The sequence below is a fragment of the Mariniflexile sp. TRM1-10 genome (assembly GCF_003425985.1).
Taxonomy (GTDB): domain Bacteria; phylum Bacteroidota; class Bacteroidia; order Flavobacteriales; family Flavobacteriaceae; genus Mariniflexile.
Genome location: NZ_CP022985.1, coordinates 3480647 through 3502878 on the forward strand (window position 1 = coordinate 3480647; position 22232 = coordinate 3502878).

Genomic DNA, 22232 nt, shown 5'->3' on the forward strand with positions numbered 1-22232 from the left:
AGACAAACTTCTTAATAAAAAAATATGAACGTATTAATATTTCGGAAATTGACTGATACAAATCGGAACTCGTGGTACCATTAAATATTTTACTTAATATAAATACCGTAAGGATTTTCAAGAGAAGTTAAAAAGAAATAAATTTAATGTATTTAAAGTAAGGCAAAATAAAAATATATGGGTTAATGAGCCCTTTTCCACTAAGTTGAAATTTTTTATTGTTATATTTGATTACTCCTCTAATCTTAACTTTAGCCTTAGATTTGATTTTAACGTATTATAAATATAAACAAATTACATCTTGTATAGCTAAACTTATTAGTGTTTACCTTTGTTTTACATCTTTTCTTTTTTCTCAAACCGTCTATCATCCAGAAATCAAGAATCACTTTAATGAGTCTTGGCGCTGGAATAATTTTCCAGAGGTAGAAGGTGAAGGCATAAGATGTGTAACCCAGACAAAAAAGAATGAATTTTTATTTGGATCCAACAAAGGTGTACTGTCTTATGATGGTGTCGATTGGAAGTTTATAGGTAAAGATTCAACTTTTAAGGATAAACCTGTAAATAATATATTTGTTGATTCTAGACAAAAAATATACGCAGCTACCGATAGTGGATTATTCTCATACTCTAAAAATAGTTGGGGTGTAGTATTTCCAAAAATAAATATTCCAAAAATATCTAAACTATATAAAACGGGTGTCATTCGCGAAATGAGCGATGGCAGTCTTTTAATTAGTATTGGTCAAACTTTTTATAGTGGATTATTACATATAAAGAACAAGAAGTATACTTTTTATAGCTCAGAAAGTACCATTAAGTCGCTTAAAAAGCAAAATATTGACTGGGAACTTAAAACAGTATCTGAGGAGTTGATCAATGACAAAGGTTTCTATGTTGAAGATTTTTTTGTTGATAGTGATAACATAATCTGGGGAGTGGCAGCTCCAGAGAAAGAGCATATAAAGGTTTTTAAATTTGAGTATCATCCTAAATCTGGTGAATTCAAAACAAAAGCTATTTATAATCAAGATAACGGTATAAGAAATGCCTACCGAAATAAAATTGCTAAAATAGGAAATGAAATATGGGTGGTTAATGGAGTTCATGATGTGGGGATTAATATTTTTGATGGCGAAAACTGGAAGTATATCGAACCAGATAAGCGTGTTTGTGATGATTTTTTGCATACATCAATAATGAGATCGAGCGACGGGACTATTTGGATTGGAAGTTTAGGTGTTATTTACTCAATTAAAAATGGTAAGTGGAGCAGTTATAAAAACCCCAATTTTTCACTTCCTAATGCAAGGATAGACATTTATGAAGATTATGAAGGTTATTTGTGGGTGCTGGCAAAACAGAAAGGTGTGTTTAGGATAGATTACTCATCCAAGGTATGGAAAACCTACAAAAAACTTAACTATCAGTGTGAGACTAAAGATGGCTCAAGATATTTTCTTTCTTTAGATGGAAAAGTTGTTGTAAATAATAAAGATAGCTGGTATTCACTAGGAGTAGAAAATGGTATTCCTTCTCAACCAGTGAAAATTTTCTTGTCTAGTAAAGAACAAATATGGGTAGTAGGAAGTCATAACCACGTAGCTGCTATTTCCTATTACAATGGAAAAAAATGGTTTAGGAATACCTACCCAGAATTATCATGGGGGATAGATTATCGTTCTGTTTTTGAGGATGTTTCGGGAAATATTTGGTTTGGAACAGCTGTCGATGTTCGTGCTGAAAAAGGAGAAAAGGCAGGTGTTTTACGCTTTCAACCTTTTGGAGATAGCTATAAAGTAATACACTATATAGCAGAGCAAAGTACATTAATGTATAATGCGTATGGTATTGGTCAATCAAAAGATGGTCGTATTTGGGTGGGAGGAAGCCATTTGTCGTCTTTTGACGGACAAAAATGGGAGCGATATTATACACCAGTTGAACAGTACCAACACCAAGAATGTATTAGTAATTTGCCCAATGGTAATATGTGGATAGGGTCACGTTATTATGGCGTTTATAGTTTTGATGGAAAAAATTGGAAAAATTATAATTTAGAAAATGGTTTACAAAGTAATACCGTTATAAGTATTTTGCCAATTCAAGACCAACACATTTGGGTTGCTACAGACAAAGACTTTTGTAGGTTTGACGGGGTAAATTGGACTAACGATATTTTTCCAGAGCAAATGACATTTTCACGGGAAGGAGGAGAACTTCTTTTAGGCAATGATAACTCTTTATGGATTAATAAGGCTTTAAGGGAGTGGAAACGAAGAACTTTAACCAATAATATTTTAGACATTGATGTAGCTCAGAATTTTATCTCCTATAATTACAAACCAGACAATAAACTACCGGAAACAACCATAATAACTACACCAGTTACAGGATCTTATAAAAGCAGTTTTGTAATTGAGTGGTTAGGTAAGGATTATTTTAATAATACACCTACGGAACGACTTTCATATTCATATCGATTAAATAATGGAAAGTGGTCACCATTTCAAGAGAAAACATATTTGACCTATTACGGCTTACCAGATGGCCATTATACATTTGAAGTGCGGGCAAGGGATTTAGATTTTAACATAGATGAAACTCCTGCAAAAATTAAGTTTATAGTAACCCCACCAATTTGGAAGCAAACTTGGTTTATTTTACTAATTATAACTTTTATTTCTATAATTATAATATATCAAAAGCGTATTTATAACCGAAATCACCAACTGGCAAGATTGAACCATAAATTAGCAGCATCGAGGGATAAACTTGAAATGCAAAAAGAGCAAATAGTGGAACAAAACATGCGAGAAATGGAAAATATGAATGCTAAAATGCGTTTTTTTACCAATATTTCACATGAATTCAGAACCCCGCTAACATTAATTACAGGAAATATAAATCAAATTCTTTATCATTCAAATCAAGAATTCAACGCTTCAACAAAAGAAGATCTAAATACTATTGAAAGAAACTCTAACAGGCTTTTAAAGTTAATAAATCAACTAATGGATTTTCGAAAACTTGAAACAGGGCAAATGCCCTTAAGAGCAACTAAAGGTAATGTCGTTTTATTCTTAGAGGAAATGTATGCTAATTTTAAGGTTTTTGCTGAGAAGCATGGCATTGACTTAATATTTGATAAAGGCATTGAAGAAATTGATGCTTGGTTTGATGAAGACAAATTGGAAAAGATTCTAATAAACCTTATTTCTAATGCCATTAAGTTTACACCCGAAGGAGGCAAAGTTAAACTTGTAATATCACTTAAAGAAACACATTATGTTATTAAGGTGCTTGATTCTGGTATTGGAATTGAAGCATCAGAAATTGAAAAAATATTTGATCCATTTTTTCAAGCACCTTCAGGCATAACTTTTTCAAATTTAGGAACCGGTATTGGGCTATCATTTGTCAAAAATTTAGTTGAGCTACATAAAGGTTCAATTAAAGTTATTACAACTCCTTTAAATAGTGAAGGATATAACACTTGTTTCGAGTTAATACTGCCATTAGAGCCTAATTTGCAGTATCCTGAAAACAATCATATGTCTCAATTAAGCGATTCAACTGTATTGCAGCTTGATAATGGCGTCCATACAGCTAGTGAGAAAATTGAACGAAGAGATGATTTTTATAAACCTGACGGCAAATATAAACCTAGTGTTTTGTTTATTGATGATAACGATGAACTCAGACAGTTTGTTTATCAGTCTTTAAGCGAGAATTTTACAATCACACTGGCTTCGGATGGAGAAAAAGGTCTTGAAAAAGTGTTGGAAGTGTTGCCCGACTTGGTAATTAGTGATGTGATGATGCCAAAAATGAATGGTGTTGAGATGTGTAAAGCTATAAAGAATGACAAACGAATCAACCATATACCTGTCGTTTTGTTAACGTCCCGTTCTACGGAAGAACATTATCTAGATGGCTATAGGTCTGGAGCTGACGATTATTTGGTGAAACCTTTTAGTATCACCCTGCTTAAGGCAAGAATATTGAATTTAATAGAAATAAGAAAGGCATTAAAAGAACAGTTTAGTAAAAATTTATTTAAGCTTTCGAGTAGAACAGGCAATAATATTGAAAATGACATAGAATCAGAGTTTTTGAATAAAGTCATTGCTATTATAGAAACGAACATGAGTGAACCTAACTTCAATGTGGATGCATTAAGTTTGGAAATAGGCATTAGTAGTAGACACCTTTTAAATAAAATTCAGTCTTTAACAGAATTTAAACCTGTTGAACTCATTCTTAAAATGAGATTAAAACGGGCTGCCGAACTTTTGGTGGAGCAACGGTTAACAATTTCAGAGATTGCATACGAGGTTGGATTTTCTAGTCCTGGTTATTTCAGCAAATGCTTCCAAAAGGAATATCAAGTAACGCCTTCAAATTTTGTAAATTCCTACAAGTCCTAATCCAGAGGTCGTAAAAATACAGTTATATGGTTCTGTAAAATTTTAATTTCTAATAGAATTCCGATTTTTACCATTCAACTTCCGAAATTTTAATGTGGTTGTAATTATTTCTAGGGATGTTTGTAACTATTATTAACTAAACTAAAACCACATTATGATTTATTTATGTATACGGTATTTAAGTTCGAAAAGAACTTTTACTAAATTCCGTCTTTTTTTATTACTATTAGTAGTTGGAGGTGTTATGAATGCCCAAAATTACACTTATACCCCAGAAAGTTTTGAGGATGACGTCTGGGTAAATTCACCAGAAAACCCAACAACTATTAGTTCATCAACAGGAGATTGGTCTGTTGCAAGAGAAAATGTTAAAAGTCAAGATGTTCCAGCCCAAGAGGGTAATTCTTCATTATTCCTTAAAAGAAAAAATTCTACTAGTGTTTATGCATTTAGAACACCATATTTAGAAAATGGTGCCGGACTGCTTACTTTCTATCTCTATAAAACTTCAAGCAGAACCCTTACAGTAGAAACTTTTAATGAAGTAAGCAATACATGGACTTTAATAGGAACAGCATCACCTACTCAAAGTAATATTTGGGAACTGAAAAGTATTGTAATAAATGACCCCGACGCTAAGTTTATTCGCTTTACGGGAGACTCAAATGGAGGAATATATGTTGATAATATGCTTGTTACTGATGCAAGTCCTGAAGGCACAAGCACTACAACAAGTTCCTTTGACTTTATTACCCAAACATCAATACAAGCTCATGGGAATGTAGTTAACACAGGAACTTCAAATATAATAAGACGCGGGTTTTGTTATAATAAAACAGGAGCACCAAGTATAACTGACGGTATCTCAACCGTTATTACTGAAGGAGGAATTACAGCAGGTGATTTCTCAGCTACATTACCAGACTTAGAAAAGGGAACTACATATTATGTTAAGGCATTTACTGAAACAGATAATGGCATAAGTTATGGGCTTTCTGTGCCAGTAAAAACAAGAGATGCCGATGCTCCTGTAGATTATTGGTTGCAACCATTTGATAATACCGATTATTTCCCTAGCTCGCAACCAGTCGCACCATTAAGCATAAATGTTCCAGACCAAGGGGAATGGATTTACCTAAATGCTTATAAGTCCACCAATTCCTTGTATATCCCAGATGGAAGTCCTTATGCCATCCGTTTGATGAAAAATGGAAGCTATATAACCACACCATTACTTGCTGAAGGTGTTACACAAGTCAGCTTTTTAGAAGGTCGTGGAGGACGAGATGTATCTCTTTATACATCAATCGATGGTGGAGCAACATGGTCTTTGTTAGAAACCGTCACGACTGTAAGGGGTGAGTATGTGAATATTTCTGTTAATAGTGGAGCGGTTAATAGATTGAGAATAGCCAATAATAGTGGAAGTGATGCAGAAGTTGATAACATAAGCGTAAACGTTTTTCCAAGTGGAACCGTTCCAACACTTACCACGACTGCTGTTTCAAATATTATGAAAAATAGTGCATCAACCGGTGGGGATATAACAGATTCAGGAGATAAAACTTTAGTTGAAAGAGGTGTTTGCTGGAGTACTATAACGACACCAATTATTGCCGATAATAAAATAATTTCCGGAAATGGATTAGGTTCATTTGTTTCAGAATTGACTAACCTTCCCGCAGGTACGACCATTTATGTACGAGCCTATGCAACAAGTCGAGCAGGTACGGCCTATGGAAATTTAATAACCTTCAATACATTACCAGCGACGGTACCTATAGTTTCAACAATTGTTTCTAATAACATACAAGGAGAATATGCTGTTAGTGGAGGAAATATAACCGATAACGGTGGAGCACCTGTAACTTTAAGAGGTATTTGTTGGAATACAACAGGAAATCCAAGTATAGCAGATTCAACCTCTGAAAATGGAACAGGTGATGGTACGTTTGCAGGAGATTTGACAAACTTAGAGCCAAGCACCCTATATTATTATAGAGCTTATGCCAGTAATATTGCAGGAACAGGTTATGGAGATGTTCAAACATTAACAACAGGAACTGTAGAAAACCCAACTGTAACAACCGCAAGCATTTCAACTGCTTATTCATTTAAAGCAATAATGGGAGGTAATGTTACAAATGATGGGGGTGCTATGTCTGTAAGTGGTGTTTGTTGGAATACAACAGGAAACCCAACTAAAGGTGTAGATTCATTTGTTGAAATAGGTTCAGGTAATGGTCCTTTCTCTGAAGAAGTAACAGGCTTGACCGAAAACATGCAATATTTTGTTCGTGCTTTTGTAACAACTAGCCAAGGAACTTTTTATGGTAGCGAAGAAATCTTTAATACACCATTTTCAACCCGTTTAACCAAACCTATTGGTTATGGTAGGTTTACGACAGGAGGAGGAACCCCAACTCCCGAAAATACAGTAATTGTAACCACAGCTGGAGAGTTAGCCTCTGCAATTCATGGTTCGAAATCTGTTATCTTAGTTTCTGGAACTATTAATACTTCACGTATTTCTGCCACAATCACTAATAAAACCATTATAGGTCTTCCTGGGGCACGTTTAATAAATCTTAATCAAACAGCAGCCGGTTCAGGTATTATTCACTTAATCGAGGGGTCTAATAATGTGATAATACAAAATTTAACATTTGAAGGTCCAGGTGCTTATGATGCTGATGGATGGGATCTTATAACAAATAAAGGCACTTATAATTTATGGGTTGATCATTGTGATTTTCAAGATGGGATGGATGGTCTTTTTGATAACACAAACGATTCTGATAACATTACCGTTTCATGGTGTAAATTCAGCTATAACAAGCCACCTGTTGCTGGAGGTCCAGGAGGTTCTCCCGATCATAGATTTGCAAATTTGATAGGAGGATCTGATTCTGATACTCCACAAGATGGGTACTATAATATAACGTGGCAAAATTGCTGGTGGGCAGAAGGCGTCAAAGCCCGTATGGTTCGTGGCAGAAACGTAGATATTCATATTTTGAATTCATATTGGAATAGTTCGGTAACAAGTGATGCAATAGGTCTAACAGCAGGAACATTTGGCTGCAAAGTATATGTTGAAGGAGGACATTTTGAGTTGCCTGTAACCGCTAAGGTTTCGGATTTAGGAGCAGGCTCAATTGCCATAAACTTTATAGATTGTATTGGTGGAGATCCTAATTTTGGTTTAGTGTCTAAGCCGGATTATGAATATTTCCCAATGTCATCAACAGATGTTAAGAATGCTGTTACCAGTTCTTGTGGAGCTGGAGCGACTCTTGTTGTTACTCAAACAGGTGAAGTGTACTCTAGCTGTCCAACTACACCAATACTAGCTTTAAGCTTAGGAAGTGGTGATGAGAACCAAGAGGTTTATACAGGGAATTCCATAACTGATATTTCGTATGAATGGGGTGGAACTGCTACTGATGTTTCTGTTACGGATTTGCCTAATGGGCTAACAGCTATTAAAGACATTATCAGTAAAACAATAACTATAAGTGGTACACCAATAAGTGAAGGGACGTACACAGTTACAACTTCTGGAGGTGCTGGGTTACCAATATCTAAACAAGGTACCATTACAATTACTGAAATAGCTCCACCAACTTTAGTTAATACTGGAACATTAAGTCAGATAGTTAATAGAGGATCTACTATTTCTGAAATTCAATTTACTTGGGGTGGAGGTGCAACAGATGTTGTTATTACAGGATTACCAAATGGTTTGTCTTTTACAAAAGATAGTGAAAATAAAACAGCTACTTTAAGCGGTATTCCAACGGGGTCTAAGAGTTTTAATGTAGAGACTGTTGGGGGAAGTGGTAGTGCAGTTTCAATTGCAGGCAATATTCAAATTCAATATACAGGCGAGCCTTTTAAAGTGGCATATGTAACTAATGCTATATCGGCAAACTATATAAATGATACTAAAATTTTACCAGCACTAGTAGCTGACCCAAACTTTGATGTTACAGAAATAGACACCCAAAACTCTTTTAATGATTATTCTCCATATGATGTAGTCATCTTTAGTGAGGTGGCTGGCTCTGATGATCCTGGTGTGCTACAATTGAAAGGGATCAATAAGCCATTTATTATGATGAAGGTTCATGCATATAAAACAGCAACTGGTGCATGGGGTTGGGCAAATAGTGGCTACGAACAGAGTGCTACCGATACCTACGTTTCAGTTTCAAATAAAAACCATCCTATTTTTAAAGATGTCACATGGGTAAATGATAACCAAGTTCAAATGTTATCAGTAGCTGCTGGAGGCAAGAGTATTACTTCTATGGATCTTGCCCAATTTAAAAATGTTTCAGGAACTATTCAACCAATGGCCACCATAATTGGACAAGAATCACAAGTGAGTATATTTGAGGCTCCTGCAGGTACAATCATTGCAGGTACAACACTTCCTAATGATTTTATTCAAATTGGTTTAAACAGTAATTCTTATGCTTTTGTAACCGAAGATGGAATATCAATAGTAAAAAATGCTATTCTGTATCTTTCTGGTACAACTTTAGGTATAGATCAACCTCAAGTTAGTGACGGGAAAACAAATTTTATATGTTATCCAACATTTGTGACTGATATAGTAAACTTAAAATATATTTCAGCTAAAAATGAATTGGCGAAATTGCAAATTGTTGACATACAAGGAAGAATAGTTAGTACGGAAAACATTAACATTCAACATGGTATAAACCGATTTACTGTTAATTTAAGTTATCAAAATTCTGGTCTTTATTTTGTTAAATTAACAACTTCAGATTTTAGTATGGTACAAAAGGTTATTAAAATGTAAAAAACTAGTCTTAAAAATCGATACAGATTATTAGATAATAATAGATTAATAAAACAGCATCAAAACGTTTTGATGCTGTTTTTGATTTTATAGATTTTCTTTTTAAGGTTGTTTTGACACAAAAGAATAAGATTATGCTTAATAAGTGATAGGTAGTGCTAGCTTTCAACAGGCTGTCAGTTATGAACAAATACAACAACTAATTTTGACATGCAGACAATATTTTTTGGTAAAAACATAACGACACATTGATTTTAAAATTGATTTGTAAATTCAAATATAACACTATGTGGCAATATCACTTTTTAAATGGACTTTAACTTATCAGTTAAAAAAATATCCCTTATTCTCTTTAGCCCATTGTTCCAGCGAAGTCATTTGGACAGGGAGTTTTTCTAATACGTCACTCATATTGGGATTGAACTTTGGCGGGTATTCTGTTGCTTCTTGCAGACTTGTATAAAAAGCCGCAACGCCTGATGCTGCTGCTTCTCCAACTAATGGCTTTAGTATATCACCAAATTCTTTGGATGGCTGTGTATAATACATAATATTTTCGCCTACACCTTTAGAAAACTGTTCAGCTAAATCATTTCCTCTTAGATTTTCTAGTCCGCTAATCTGGAAAGTATCAGCTTTTAATTGTGTATTGTAAATAGCTTCCACTACAAAGGTACTTACATCTCTGGAAGCTATCCAACCTATGGGCATTGCTTCTGGGGTAGGGTAGGCCAATTTCTTTTCGTTTTTTACAAAAGGTGCACAAAATGGCCCCATCATATTCTCCATATAAATAGTAGGTTCAATGATTACGTAATCTAACCCACTATTTTTTAGATAATCCTTGATATCCAATTTGACATCTTCTCCAGGTATTCCAATTTTTTGAGGAGCTAACCAGCCACTGGTATTCCAAACGATTTTCTTTACACCATTTGCTTTGGCGGCGTCAATCACATTTTTGGCATATTGCAAACCATCTAATGGATTGGGTAAAGAAACGGGAACCATAAAGGCTGTCGCATCTATATCCTTGGTGATTTTCTGCATTTTATCTGCATCACTCATATCTGCCAAAATAGGTATTGCGCCTGCTTTTTTTAATTTTTCAAAACTTTTTTCTGAACTTGTAGCAGCAATTACTTCTGCGCCTTTTTTCTTTGCTTCGCCTATTACATTAAATTGTTGTGAGCCAGTGGCTCCAAATACTAAAATCTTCATTTTCTTTTTTGATTTTATTGTTTAATAATTAAAAGATGTATGATTCCCCATCTTCAGGAACGTTCACTTTATCGGTGATTCCTTTTTCATTAAGAAATTCTTTCAAATCTTTTCTTGTAAGTGTATGATGGTTGACGCCTTCCATATGGCTTACTACAATTGTAGCGGAGGGAATTGCTTTATGAACTTCGTATATATCTTCTTTATTCATTACTAGCTGACCTCCAAAGGCAAATTGATTGTCACCACCATTTAAAATGACTATATCGGGTTTATATTGGTCTAAGGCTTCCAGTACTCCTTCATACCAAACAGTATCGGCAGCGATGTACAAGGTTTTTTCTGTTGGATGTTTTAATACCAATCCACAAACAAAACCTGCAATTCGCAAAATATAACCTTTACCGTGCTGGGCTTTGGTTCTGTTAAGTTTTATTTCGCCATAAGAAGAATTTTCAGTGAGGATTTCTACATTGGTGAATCCCGATTTTTCAATCTTTAATTGATCCGCTAGGTCTTGTACAAATATTTTAATTCCTTTAGGTAACGTATTTACAGCTTCTTTATCCCAATGGTCATAATGCAAGTGGCTCACAAAAACAAAGTCAATATCTTTTACGATTTCGGCTTTTGAGATAGGCAAATCGTATAATGGATTTCGTTTAAAACTCCATGTTTTTGATGGAATAAATGCTGGTAATGTCCCTTTATCTGAAAGCATGGGGTCAACCAAAATTTTCTTTCCTGCATATTCTACTACGATAGTGGCGTTTCGTATGTGATGAATTTTCATTTTTTATTGTTTTTATGACTAAAACTTGTACAAAGTTAACAAAGTACGTACTTTTGTACAAGTACCTACCTAATAGTTGGGTACTTACCAAATGGTTAGAATAATTGAGTATCAATGGAAAAAAACTTAAAAAAAATTCCGCCTTGCGATGAAAATTGTCCCGTAAAAGCATCTTTGAACCTGTTAAGCGGCAAATGGACACTAATGATACTATTTCAAATCAATGACAAAGTGATGAGATATGGTGAGCTAAAAAGAGCTGTTCCGGGCATCAGTGAAAAAATGTTGATACAAGAATTAAATATGCTTGTTAAAAATGAATTGGTTAGTAAGAAAGCTTATCCCGAAATCCCTCCCAAAGTGGAATATCGGTTGACCGAATTAGGTTTAAAAACTTTACCGATTGTTGATCAATTGGCTCAATTTGGGTTAGAAAATTTAGTTTAATACTACCTCTCTTTTAGCCTAATTGATAATTGACAGCATATATGAAACTTTATATCAAAAATATGATTAATTGAATTACCGAAACAAACGTCCTAATTATGTTAAATTAAAAATTGGTTGTTATTCTATTTCAAAAACAACAGCTGTAGCAAATGGCATATTCTTAGGGCAAGTTACTAATAAACCATCAGCCGTTTCTTTCCATTTTAACTTTCCTTTGTATCCCAACAACTTAACGGTTTTAACTTTCTTACCATAATACTTTGCATCTTTAGCAAGAGATTTAATTTTTATTTGAGTATTAGGAGCAGGTACGCTCATACAAAACACATATAATTTATTGTTTTTACCAACTGTAAATCGAATATCTTGAGAGTTAAATTTAAATTCAGCTTGTCTACGATTCAATTTTCCACCAGGAAGCATTTTTAATTTTCCTTTAACCATTTCTCCTTCGCCAGGAATCACCCATGCATGACTTCCGTACACTCCTTCTCCATTAAGGCGCATCCAATTTCCAACTTCTTTCAACATCTTTTGACTCTCTTCATTAATTGAACCATCAGGTAGCAATGAAATACATAATGCTGCATTTCCATCACGTGCTATAGCTTCAATTATATAACGAATCATCATGCTCGAATCATAGGTGAAATTTGGAGCATAAAACCAATCACCTACAGGAGCTTCAGCAATCCAAGGCTGGTCTTTTTTAATATTTGCAGGAACCCCAAATTCTTCAGTATTTACTGTGCCATTAGTATTATGACGAAACTTAACAATACTAAAAGTATTTACTTCACCACGGCGTTTTAAACTAAGATTATAAAAATCAGCCATAACACTTTGCATAGCATTAGATTTTAGTCCTGTTCCTGTTCCATCTCCAGTAAATGGTCCTTGAACAGTACCATCAGTATAAATAAAATCAGGATCGTAATGTTTTACAACATCCATCATTCTTAAAGCCCAATTTGTTGCATACCATTTAGCATATCCTAAGTGATTACTAAATATTCCTGCTGGTGGTGGTGACCATTCAGTATGCGCTTTTTCATCTACTCCTCTATATTCTCTTAAATCAATACCATAAAGCATTTTGGGATCATATCCTTCCCACCATTTTCCTTTACCATCAGCAAGCGTAAGATGACCATCGTAAGGAATTCCTTTTTTACTTCCTTCTTTATCGCTTCCAAATGCTGTTTGCCACCACCACCATGTATACTCATGATGGAAAGTTACTCCGTATCGCATTCCGTTTGCTTTACAGGCTTTTGCCCATTCTCCAATCAAATCTCTTTTAGGACCAATATTTACAGAGTTCCATGGTTGATATTCAGAATTCCACAAATCATAATTATCATGATGTACTCCTTGAATCATTAAAAAACGAGCACCTGCATCCTGATAAATTTTTGTAAGTTTCTCCGGATCTAGCTTTATAGGATTCCAATCACGCAATACTTCTTTATATCCTGCTTCAGAAGGATGCCCATATTTTTTAATATGATTTTTATAGGCTAATTTATCTAACTTATAAAGGTTACGTGCATACCAATCTCCACTTTCTCCAGCAGCTTGAGGTCCAAAATGAACCCATATACCAAACTTTGCCTCACGAAGCCAAGCAGGTTCACCAGGGTAATTTTTTTCTATAGATTCCCAAGTGGGTTTAAAAGGACCTTCTGCAATAGGTATTTCTAACTTGACCTCAGGAAATGCTTCCAAATCCCCCATAGGAACACTATTTACAGTTAATGAGGCAGGTATAGCTGGCATAGGATTTTTTTCTTGAGCATACAGACTAAACTGAAATAGACATAAAAGCGGTAATAAATTTTTTGTTCTCATTATATACTATTGTTATTTATTATTAAAAGTTTTTGTAGCATATTGCATTATAAATTGTATTGTTGAACATTCAAAACTAGTAACTTGACTTACTTAATAAAGGCATCAAAAAATCATTCCAATTTATATATTTACTTCATCTGCAACCATTTTTTGCCCTCTTTTGCTCCCGGAAATGCTTGTTGAAATTGCCACATTAATTTTTCCCGTTCCTGAACTTATAAGTTCACAGTATCCATTATTTGTTTGCGTTCTGGATTACCAACTAAATTATAAGCAAATCATATTTTTTTATTCTTTTTAATTACAATTAGTTCAATCTAGATTCTCGGTTTTAAATTACAGCATTCTGCAATTCAATAAAACTAAACATTACAATAATGCTTTTAATATTTTAACCGATTCCTGAAAAGGATTTTTAACATAAACTGCTTTGTTATCTAAATACAAGGTTGGGCAAGAAGGGTTATTTTTTTTAAATTCCTGCCACTCATTCCATTTATATTCATATTGCTCCAAAAGATTTTTTAGTTCCTTTTTATCTATATTTTTTTTTAAATCAACTTCAGCAGCAATCAATTGTAGTTTCCAAATTAGATCTATTATTTCATATTTAATTCGACCATATGTTGTACTCACTTTGAGAAATGTATTGTCCTTTTCGTTTTTCATATTTATCTCTCTTGACAGCTGTTCCATCTGCCTCCATACATCTAAATTCTTTTTCTTTTCAGTAATAACTTCCTTTTTAAGAGCCTTGGTTATAACTTCTTTTAAATTAATAGCAGTTAAATATTGATCTCTAGCCCACCATGCATCAGCATCAAATAAATTACTAGCTTGCCCTAAATAAACGGCATTGACTGACAATAGACATAGTTCTCGAAATTTCTTTGCATCTACATCGCTTAAATGCAGTTTTTGGACTGCATATTCTTTAAAAATATCTTCTTCTTTTCGCAAAGGATTTTTTGCAAATTGGCGAATTATGTATTCATTTAAATGTATCCACATTTCATTTGAAAAATAAGGTCCAGCCCATCCATCACCCCATGTCCATACCCAAAAACCTTTAATTTTCGAATCATCATATAAATCTTTTATACCTTTTTTTTGTGTCATTTCAGGCCATCCTTCTATAATTCCTTTTCCTATATAGTATGGATGACTGTTTTTACCATATAATCCAGCTTGATTAATGGATATCTCAACTATTTGCTGATGTTTTCCCAGACCTATTGTTGTATTAAAAGGGACGTTTCTCAAAAAATCTGCATTAGTATGTTTAATCGAAAAATATAACAAAGAATGGGATTCAATAGCATCCGTTACTTCTTTGTAAAAATCAGGTTGAGTATGAAAAAACCCAAAATCCCATGTTCGATAAAAGAGCGTTTTATTCCTTTTAACACAAATTTCTTCCTTTAAAATTTTTATAAGTTCAATATGTTCTTTAGGAGTTCTAGCTGGTGTTTCTCCAATATGAAAAGGAGTGTCAAATAGATAAGTCTCACCATGCCTAATAGTTAGACCATCAAGCTCAGGAAAGCGATCAAAAATTCCATTAATTTGGGCACGAAGAATTTCCTGTGTTTTTGGTTTTAAAATAGATAAATGTCCATCGGTAGTCATTTGATTTTTAAACTTTTCCATGACAGATTTAGGTAATACTAAAACATCTGTAAAAGGATATAACGGCATATTAGCCTCTCGCGCAAAATCTATTTGCATTTGAATAGCTGTAGCTTCCCGCTCTATCCACAGTCTTTCTTCGGTTTTTTGAGGAACTATTTCATCATACAAATTATCATAAGTTATTCCGCATTCAACAAAAAACTTAGGTACTTGTCCATTATAATTTAACTCTTTTAAATAATTTGGCTGTGCATACTTAGTATAAAAAATAGGTTCACCCGGATTGTGATGAACCATATTTAATACTATTGGATATCTATCATTATTTTGAGCATAAAGAGTATCTTTAATAATGCTAAAAATAACTAAGAGAATGATTAATTTTTTAATGCTTACCATATTATTATATTTTTCTTTTATTTGTTATTCTTCTCGCCATATAGCTGTCTTGATTGTACTAAATTTAACATCATTAAGCATTATATGAGTAATACCAAATCATCAATCTCAGCTTTTTATCAATAAATAAATTCTTTAACAAATTGAATAAACTGGTCTTTTTTCGATTTGGAATTGTTTTGATTTTATTTTTTTATTACAGCTACAAATCCTCCTCTAGGAAGACATTTCACATTTATAACATCTCCTTTTTTTACTTTTATAACTTCAACAGCAAATGATTTATCATTCTCCCCGTCTTTAATAAGTTTTAATTTAAAATCCCCTGTGCTAAGGAAATCAAAGTTTATTTTTAATGTTTGTGATTCGTCTTTGCCATTAAGTCCACCTAAATACCATTGATTTCTTTTTTTCCGAGCCAGAAGAACTTTCTCTCCAGGATAACCATCCAGAAGTTTGGTATTATCCCAGCTTACAGGAACATTTTTTAGAAATTCTTTAGGCTCTGGAGGCAAACTTTTATAGCCTTCAGGCCTATCGGCAAAATGCTGAAAACCCGATTCAAAAACTACAGATAATGCCAATTCATGAGCATAAGAAGTACTATGTTGATGTTGTGAATTTGTAAAAGTCACTGGCGTATAATCCATTGAACCAATCACATTTCGAGTAAAAGGAAGTGTTGTGTTATGTGCGGCAGCTTTAGACGTAAGAATAGCATTATTGTTATACCATTCAGCACCATAAACAGCTTCAGTAGTCATCAAATTTGGATAGGTACGCGCCCAGCCACGCGGCACTGTTGCACCATGAAAATTTACCATTATCTTATATTTTGCTGCGTCTTTCAAAATAGCAATGCAATATTGCATCATATCCTGCTGGTCACCGGCAAAAAAATCAACTTTAATACCATAGATTCCCATTTGATTAAGCCATTCAAATTCTTTAGCTCTTTTTTCAGGAGTTAACAAGCGATCAACGGGCGTTGGCTCAAGCCATGAAGTCCCTGAATTATACCAAATCATAGGTTTAATCCCTTTACTTTTAGCATAATTTACGGCATCCGTTATAGTTCCGCCGTTACTCATAACATCCCATTCCCAGTCAATGAGCACATACGGCCATTTCATTTCTACGGCTAAATCGATATACTCAACAACTTTTTTATAATCTTTAGATCCATGATTGTATGCCCAATAAACCCAGGAAACTGCACCTGGTTTTATCCAATTCGTTTCTTCTACTTTATTAGGTTCGCTAACATCAGTAATCAAAGTAGATTCAACTACATCAGACAGTTCACCAATGATTAACGTATGCCATTGTGAATTCCAAGGCAAAGTGGTCTTAACACCAGTTAGCTTAAAATTATCTCTTGGTGAAGCATAACTTACTTTGTATTCGTTTGGATTTTTAGAATTATTCAATTTTGCAGCACAATTATTTTCTGAAATATTTGCCTCAGAAATCAATACCCAAATTGGATTATTATTTACTTTGAATAAAGCTGGAAATCCCCATTCTTGTTTATTGTTTTTATCATCATTAATTCCCGTGTCTGAAAAAGGGAAAAAACCTTCATAAGAATCCGTATATGTTTGCAACCAACGATTAGTTGCCGATGGAAAAACATAAGTGGTACTTTCGTCAATAACATTAACTAATGAATCATTTTTATTAGTAAATTCATAGCGAAATGTTACTCCATCATTATAAACTCTAAAAACAATATTCAAGGGTTGGTTATTTGAATTTACATATTTGAAAACTTTTTCAATTCCTAAATTATCACACAATTTTTGCTTACCGGAAATCATTTCATATTTCTGGTTTACCTCTTTGGCTTTAGATTCGCTAACCAATTTCAAATTATCCGTAAATTGCTGGTCATCTCTTAAAATACCCAAAGAGGAACTTGGCATTATTTCAATATATTTCGATTTTTTTTTATACAAAATTTTAAAACACACCTGACCAAAAGACTTTTCATTTGATTCTTTTTTCAAGACAATTACCTTAATATTATTATTGGGTGAAACAATTTCTTGTGCGTTTACTGTAAACGCTTTCGAAATAAAGACACAGAATATTAAATAAATGTATTTCATTAATCTTACTTTCATGTTTTTTTATTTTCTTCGAATTGCAATATTGTTTCCATTGTATTTAACCGAAACATTTGTTTTCCCGTTTTCTATACCAATACCGTTTGATTCGTCAACCCAAACGATATTGAAAACGCGGTTTTCAATTAATCCATTAAATTTTTTGCCTTTTCGTTTTCCAATTGTCAGCGTTTGTTTTTGTTCGTTCCATTCAAAATCGATCATCGAAAAAGCGCCTTTCTCATAGTTGTAATTTGTTCCTTCATCTTCATAAAGTTGGAACTTGCCATTGGCTCCTGTATATATTCTAATCTCAAGATTTTCAACAGGCTTTTCATTTGTGTGTTGCATTTTTTCACCCATGGGAATGATAGAACCCGATTTTATATATAGAGGAATGGTTGAAATAGATGCAGCTGTCTGTACTGTTTGTCCGCCCTTATAGTGTTTTCCTGTCCAAAAGTTAAACCACCCTGATTGATTTTCCGGCAAGTAAACATCCCAGTTTTCCACCCCTTCTGAAACAACAGGAGCAACTAGAAAAGCCGACCCAAACATATACTCATATTTTTGCTGAAGTGCTTTTGTATCATTTGCAAAATCCATTATCAATGGACGCATCAAAGTTCCGTTTTTAAACGTTATATCTGCTGCTTGCGAATAAATATAAGGTAGTAAACGGTAACGAAGATTTAAATAATTTAAAGATTCGACTTCTACTTTCTCACCATATCTCCAGAATTCAGTATTGGTTTCATATCCATGTACTCTTTGTAATGGAGAAAATGTAGCCAACTGAAACCACCTTAAAAAACGTTCGTGAAATTTAATATTGGTGTATTGATTTTTACCAGGACGAAAAAATCCTCCTGCATCAAAAGTCCACCAAGGTAATCCTGTTATAGAATAATTTAATCCAGCTGTTAGTTGTCTTCGTAAAGTTTCCCAATCATTACCTACATCTCCTGTCCATACGGCAGCTGCATAACGTTGCTGACCTGAGAATCCGCTTCTAGTAAGAATAAAAACTCTTTTGTCTGGAGCATCTTTTCGAGAACCTTTATATACTGTTTTTGTTACGTACATTGGGTAAACATTTCGCATTTGCTCTCCGGGAGTTGTTCCGTTATTGATTCTTCTATGTACTAAATCATCGTTTTCTGGTTCCGTAGCATCTTGCCACCAAGCATCTATTTCGTAAGGCTTTAATAATTTTTCACTAAAACTCTTCCAATAATAATCTGCAGCATCAGGGTTGAAAAAATCTACCCATTCGGTATTTGGTATATAATAATTTTTCTTATTAAATTCTTGCCCCAATACACTTTCTTTATCAATTTTAGACCAAACAGAAAGCATCAGTCGCATATTCATTTGATGTAATTCTTTTACCATTGCTGACGGATCGGGATACATCTCTTCATCAAATTTCATCGAATTCCAACCATATTTACCCCAATACTGCCAATCTTGAACAATTAAATCCATTGGTAGTTTTTTATCTCTAAATGTTTTGGCATTTTCTAGTAAATCATCTTGAGTAGTAAAACGTTCACGGCAATGAATATAACCCAATGCCCATATAGGCATAAGAGGAGCTTGCCCTGTTAAATTACGGTAACTTGAAATAACCTCATCTGCATCTCCAGCAAAAACAACATAATCCAGCTTATTAGCAACAGGAGATCTAAAGACTGTTTCATTCGTAACTTTGCGATAATAAACTACAGGAAGATCGTTTTTTTCTCCTGTAACCATAATCTCGTGTTTTCCTGCCCTTAGTTTAACAAAGGTACTGGTTGTTGGTGGCAGCCAATGGTTTTTAAAATTAAGAATCTCTTTACCGTCAATTGTCAATTGCCATTTTCTGGCCATTTTTTGACCAACATCAAGTAGAATAGCATACTCATCTGTATCTTTAACAGTGAAATTCCCGGAAAAAACACCGTCCTGACGAGTTTCCTTTTGTGTTCCATTGGTAGTGGTAACAGCAACAGTAATAGCTTCCCCACTTGTTCCTACAGGCCTTAAATTCACGATAGAATCAGCTGGATTAAAATCGGTAAGTCCATAATTATGCCATAACAAACCATAGCCTTTGCTTGACATAACAAATGGAATAGAGATTTGTGTATTCACTTGGGTTAGTCTTCTGGGTAACCCCTTAATATTCAAATATCCGTCCTGAAACTGACCTGTACCAAACAGATATTCATCAGGTAAAGAACTAAAACCTTGTTCAACAATATAGCATGGTTCTCCTTGTACCGAACTTGGTTTAAAAATACGACTATCTGGTTTTTCGCTAAGAAACACCTTGCCTTCATGATTGCGATAGGACAATGTTCCACTCTTTTTATCAATTACAACAGTCATTTTTGATGTAGCAATTTCAATTAGGGAGCCAGACTCAGAAATCTTAAAATCAGGCACCTTAATTTTCGAAGTAAAAACTAATTCAGGAATTTGACTTTTCATTTCCAACCCATACTGAACTCTTACGGTATTTTCGGTTAACGGACTTAAATGCAGTTCTCCTTTATCGAGAGTTACAACTACTTTATCGCTATGTTTTTTATAGCCCTTAACTACTTGTCCAATACAAAAAATTGGAATGATTAAGACAAATAGAATTGTTATTTGCTTCATTTTTTTTCATTTAATCTTTATTAGAATTCTAAAATAAATCAACTTATACTATGATAAAATTTCTAAAGCATTAATAATATTAAAAGCATCAGTTTTTTTGACTTAGAAATATGCTTCAAATGCTTCTGAATACCGTTTGAACCTAAGTTTTTTAATATAAAAACCATGAAGAAATCATTTCCTGTTTTTTTTAAAACAGGAAATGATAAAAAATTAATTAGGATACCCAGGATTTTGGGTCAATTTTGTATTCACATTTCTCTCTGCTTGAGGGATTGGCCATATTTCATTTACTCCTTCAACGAAATTTCTTTTTTGGTAAATTAAATAACCATCTTCATCAACATCAAAGTCAGTGTAATTAGCAGGATCATTTGTTAATTTCATACCTGTAAATTGACGATTCAATTTTTCGGCAGCAACACCCCATCTCAAAATATCATAATAATGAAGTCCTTCAAAAGCAAACTCTACTTCACGCTCAATTCTAATTTTATTTCTTAATTCAACTGTATTAGTAGTTGTAATTGCTGGCATATTAACATCTGCTCTTGATCTTACTTTGTTGATTGTTTCATCTAACAATACTTGGTCTATAGCATCACCAGCCTCTAATTTTGATTCTAAATAACTTAATAGAACTTCGGCATAACGTATGATACTCCAGTTTCCTCCATAATTCATTAAATTACCACTAAATGTTGGGTCCATGAATTTATTAATGCAATAACCACTCCAGTTGTATCTAGTAATTCTGTCAGGAGAACTACTATCAGGCCTGCTTACAAATGTTGTTCCTTTGAAAACAGTTCTATCGGAAATCATGATTGTATAATCTAATCTAGGATCTCTATTATCATATGGATTTGAAGGGTCAAATAAAGGAGAATCTTCAATGCTTAAACCATCTGTACATTCAAATTGTTTAACTAATTCATTATAAGGAGAAAACTGATGCCAACCTCCATAAGTTTCAGGATAAAGATATTGAGTAAGTACATGTGAATAAACGTCTTCTTGATATTGAGATGTAAGAATAAATTCTGTATTAATCTCGTTTTGAACATTAAACATAGTTCTGAAATTCGGAACTATTGTATAAACTTGACTATCTATAATTTTTTTATAGGTAGCTGCTGCTGCTGCCCACTTTTTATTAGCCATTAGTACACGTCCTAAAATAGCTAAAGTTGCACCAGATGTTATACGGCCATCTTCACTTATTGGTCTGGTCAATGGTAAATCTAGATAACTTTCTTCTAATTCCGTTTCGACAAAATTCATGATATCAGCTTTAGGAGTACGCTCAATATTGTTAGCTTCATCAACAGTTAAAACATTTTTAAAAAGTGGTACGTCTGAAAAGAAAAAGGACAAATTAAAATATTGATAAGCTCTTATAGTTCTGACTTCAGCTATCATATTAGCCTTAATGGTAGCATCCATTTCAATATCATCTATATGAGATAAAAAATTATTACAAGTTACAATTTTTCTGTAGGTATTATCCCAATAACCTTCTACTGCCCAGTAAGATGGATCTAATGTTCCGTCAGTGAAACGATCAGGAATTAATTCTTTTTCAGACCCAAAACCTGCCATAAAATCAAGATAAATGATACCTCTTGGAGTCCAAAAATCTTCTCCGCTCCATGCACCTCCATTATTGTAGCAACCTACCAAAGCTAGTTTTGCATCTGATTCTGACTTCCAAAAAGTAGCATCAGATACTGCATCAAGTGGGTTTTTGTCAAAAAAATCATCTGAACAAGCACTGTTAGAAATAACGAGCACTAGAACGAAGAACCTTAGAGCGAAGCTTCTAAAGCTTCTATATAGTTTATTATTAGTAGTCATATTTG

Annotated in this window: 10 protein-coding genes; 3 read left to right on the forward strand and 7 right to left on the reverse strand. The window is 33.7% G+C overall.

Features of this window, described 5'->3' with window-relative positions; all coding sequences use genetic code 11:
• The first annotated feature begins 227 nt into the window (after positions 1-227).
• A complete protein-coding gene (locus CJ739_RS14685; RefSeq protein ID WP_117176634.1) occupies positions 228-4433 on the forward strand; it encodes a hybrid sensor histidine kinase/response regulator transcription factor in 4206 nt (1401 codons plus the stop codon).
• Between the two features lie 154 nt (positions 4434-4587).
• A complete protein-coding gene (locus CJ739_RS14690) occupies positions 4588-9264 on the forward strand; it encodes a T9SS type A sorting domain-containing protein (protein ID WP_117176636.1) in 4677 nt (1558 codons plus the stop codon).
• Positions 9265-9588: 324 nt separating this feature from the next.
• Here the strand turns inward: CJ739_RS14690 and CJ739_RS14695 are convergent, their stop codons facing one another.
• Together CJ739_RS14695 and CJ739_RS14700 are read right to left on the reverse strand one after the other, a co-directional pair.
• Positions 9589-10485 (reverse strand): SDR family oxidoreductase, encoded by an 897-nt coding sequence (locus CJ739_RS14695; RefSeq protein ID WP_117176638.1) that lies wholly within the window; start codon positions 10483-10485, stop codon positions 9589-9591.
• A gap of 28 nt (positions 10486-10513) precedes the next feature.
• Positions 10514-11278, reverse strand: coding sequence for an MBL fold metallo-hydrolase (locus CJ739_RS14700; protein WP_117176640.1), 765 nt, complete (start codon positions 11276-11278; stop codon positions 10514-10516).
• Positions 11279-11392: 114 nt separating this feature from the next.
• Here CJ739_RS14700 and CJ739_RS14705 point away from each other — a divergent pair, with 114 nt between their 5' ends.
• Positions 11393-11725 (forward strand): winged helix-turn-helix transcriptional regulator, encoded by a 333-nt coding sequence (locus tag CJ739_RS14705; RefSeq protein ID WP_117176642.1) that lies wholly within the window; start codon positions 11393-11395, stop codon positions 11723-11725.
• 120 nt (positions 11726-11845) lie between these two features.
• Here the strand turns inward: CJ739_RS14705 and CJ739_RS14710 are convergent, their stop codons facing one another.
• The 5 genes from CJ739_RS14710 to CJ739_RS14735 all read right to left on the reverse strand — a co-directional run bounded on the left by CJ739_RS14710 (position 11846) and on the right by CJ739_RS14735 (position 22227).
• Positions 11846-13579, reverse strand: a complete 1734-nt coding sequence (locus CJ739_RS14710) for an alpha-L-fucosidase (RefSeq protein WP_117176644.1) — start codon at positions 13577-13579, stop codon at positions 11846-11848.
• A 372-nt stretch (positions 13580-13951) separates the two neighbouring features.
• Positions 13952-15613, reverse strand: coding sequence for a hypothetical protein (locus CJ739_RS14720; RefSeq protein ID WP_117176646.1), 1662 nt, complete (start codon positions 15611-15613; stop codon positions 13952-13954).
• Between the two features lie 185 nt (positions 15614-15798).
• Positions 15799-17739, reverse strand: coding sequence for a glycoside hydrolase family 97 protein (locus tag CJ739_RS14725; RefSeq protein ID WP_117176648.1), 1941 nt, complete (start codon positions 17737-17739; stop codon positions 15799-15801).
• A 6-nt stretch (positions 17740-17745) separates the two neighbouring features.
• Positions 17746-20370: a glycoside hydrolase family 31 protein gene (locus CJ739_RS14730; protein WP_117176650.1), complete on the reverse strand. Its 2625-nt coding sequence runs from the start codon at positions 20368-20370 to the stop codon at positions 17746-17748.
• A 213-nt stretch (positions 20371-20583) separates the two neighbouring features.
• The gene (locus tag CJ739_RS14735) at positions 20584-22227 is read right to left on the reverse strand and encodes a RagB/SusD family nutrient uptake outer membrane protein (protein ID WP_117176652.1); all 1644 of its coding nucleotides are present in this window, start codon (positions 22225-22227) and stop codon (positions 20584-20586) included.
• Positions 22228-22232: the final 5 nt, after the last annotated feature.

What these genes read in the sequence shown, in the direction of transcription:
- CJ739_RS14690 (WP_117176636.1), top strand. Translation starts at nt 4,588, where the DNA reads ATGATTTATTTATGTATACGGTATTTAAGTTCGAAAAGAACTTTTACT.
- CJ739_RS14695 (WP_117176638.1), bottom strand. Translation starts at nt 10,485, where the DNA reads ATGAAGATTTTAGTATTTGGAGCCACTGGCTCACAACAATTTAATGTA.
- CJ739_RS14700 (WP_117176640.1), bottom strand. Translation starts at nt 11,278, where the DNA reads ATGAAAATTCATCACATACGAAACGCCACTATCGTAGTAGAATATGCA.
- CJ739_RS14705 (WP_117176642.1), top strand. Translation starts at nt 11,393, where the DNA reads ATGGAAAAAAACTTAAAAAAAATTCCGCCTTGCGATGAAAATTGTCCC.
- CJ739_RS14710 (WP_117176644.1), bottom strand. Translation starts at nt 13,579, where the DNA reads ATGAGAACAAAAAATTTATTACCGCTTTTATGTCTATTTCAGTTTAGT.
- CJ739_RS14720 (WP_117176646.1), bottom strand. Translation starts at nt 15,613, where the DNA reads ATGGTAAGCATTAAAAAATTAATCATTCTCTTAGTTATTTTTAGCATT.
- CJ739_RS14725 (WP_117176648.1), bottom strand. Translation starts at nt 17,739, where the DNA reads ATGAAAGTAAGATTAATGAAATACATTTATTTAATATTCTGTGTCTTT.
- CJ739_RS14730 (WP_117176650.1), bottom strand. Translation starts at nt 20,370, where the DNA reads ATGAAGCAAATAACAATTCTATTTGTCTTAATCATTCCAATTTTTTGT.
- CJ739_RS14735 (WP_117176652.1), bottom strand. Translation starts at nt 22,227, where the DNA reads ATGACTACTAATAATAAACTATATAGAAGCTTTAGAAGCTTCGCTCTA.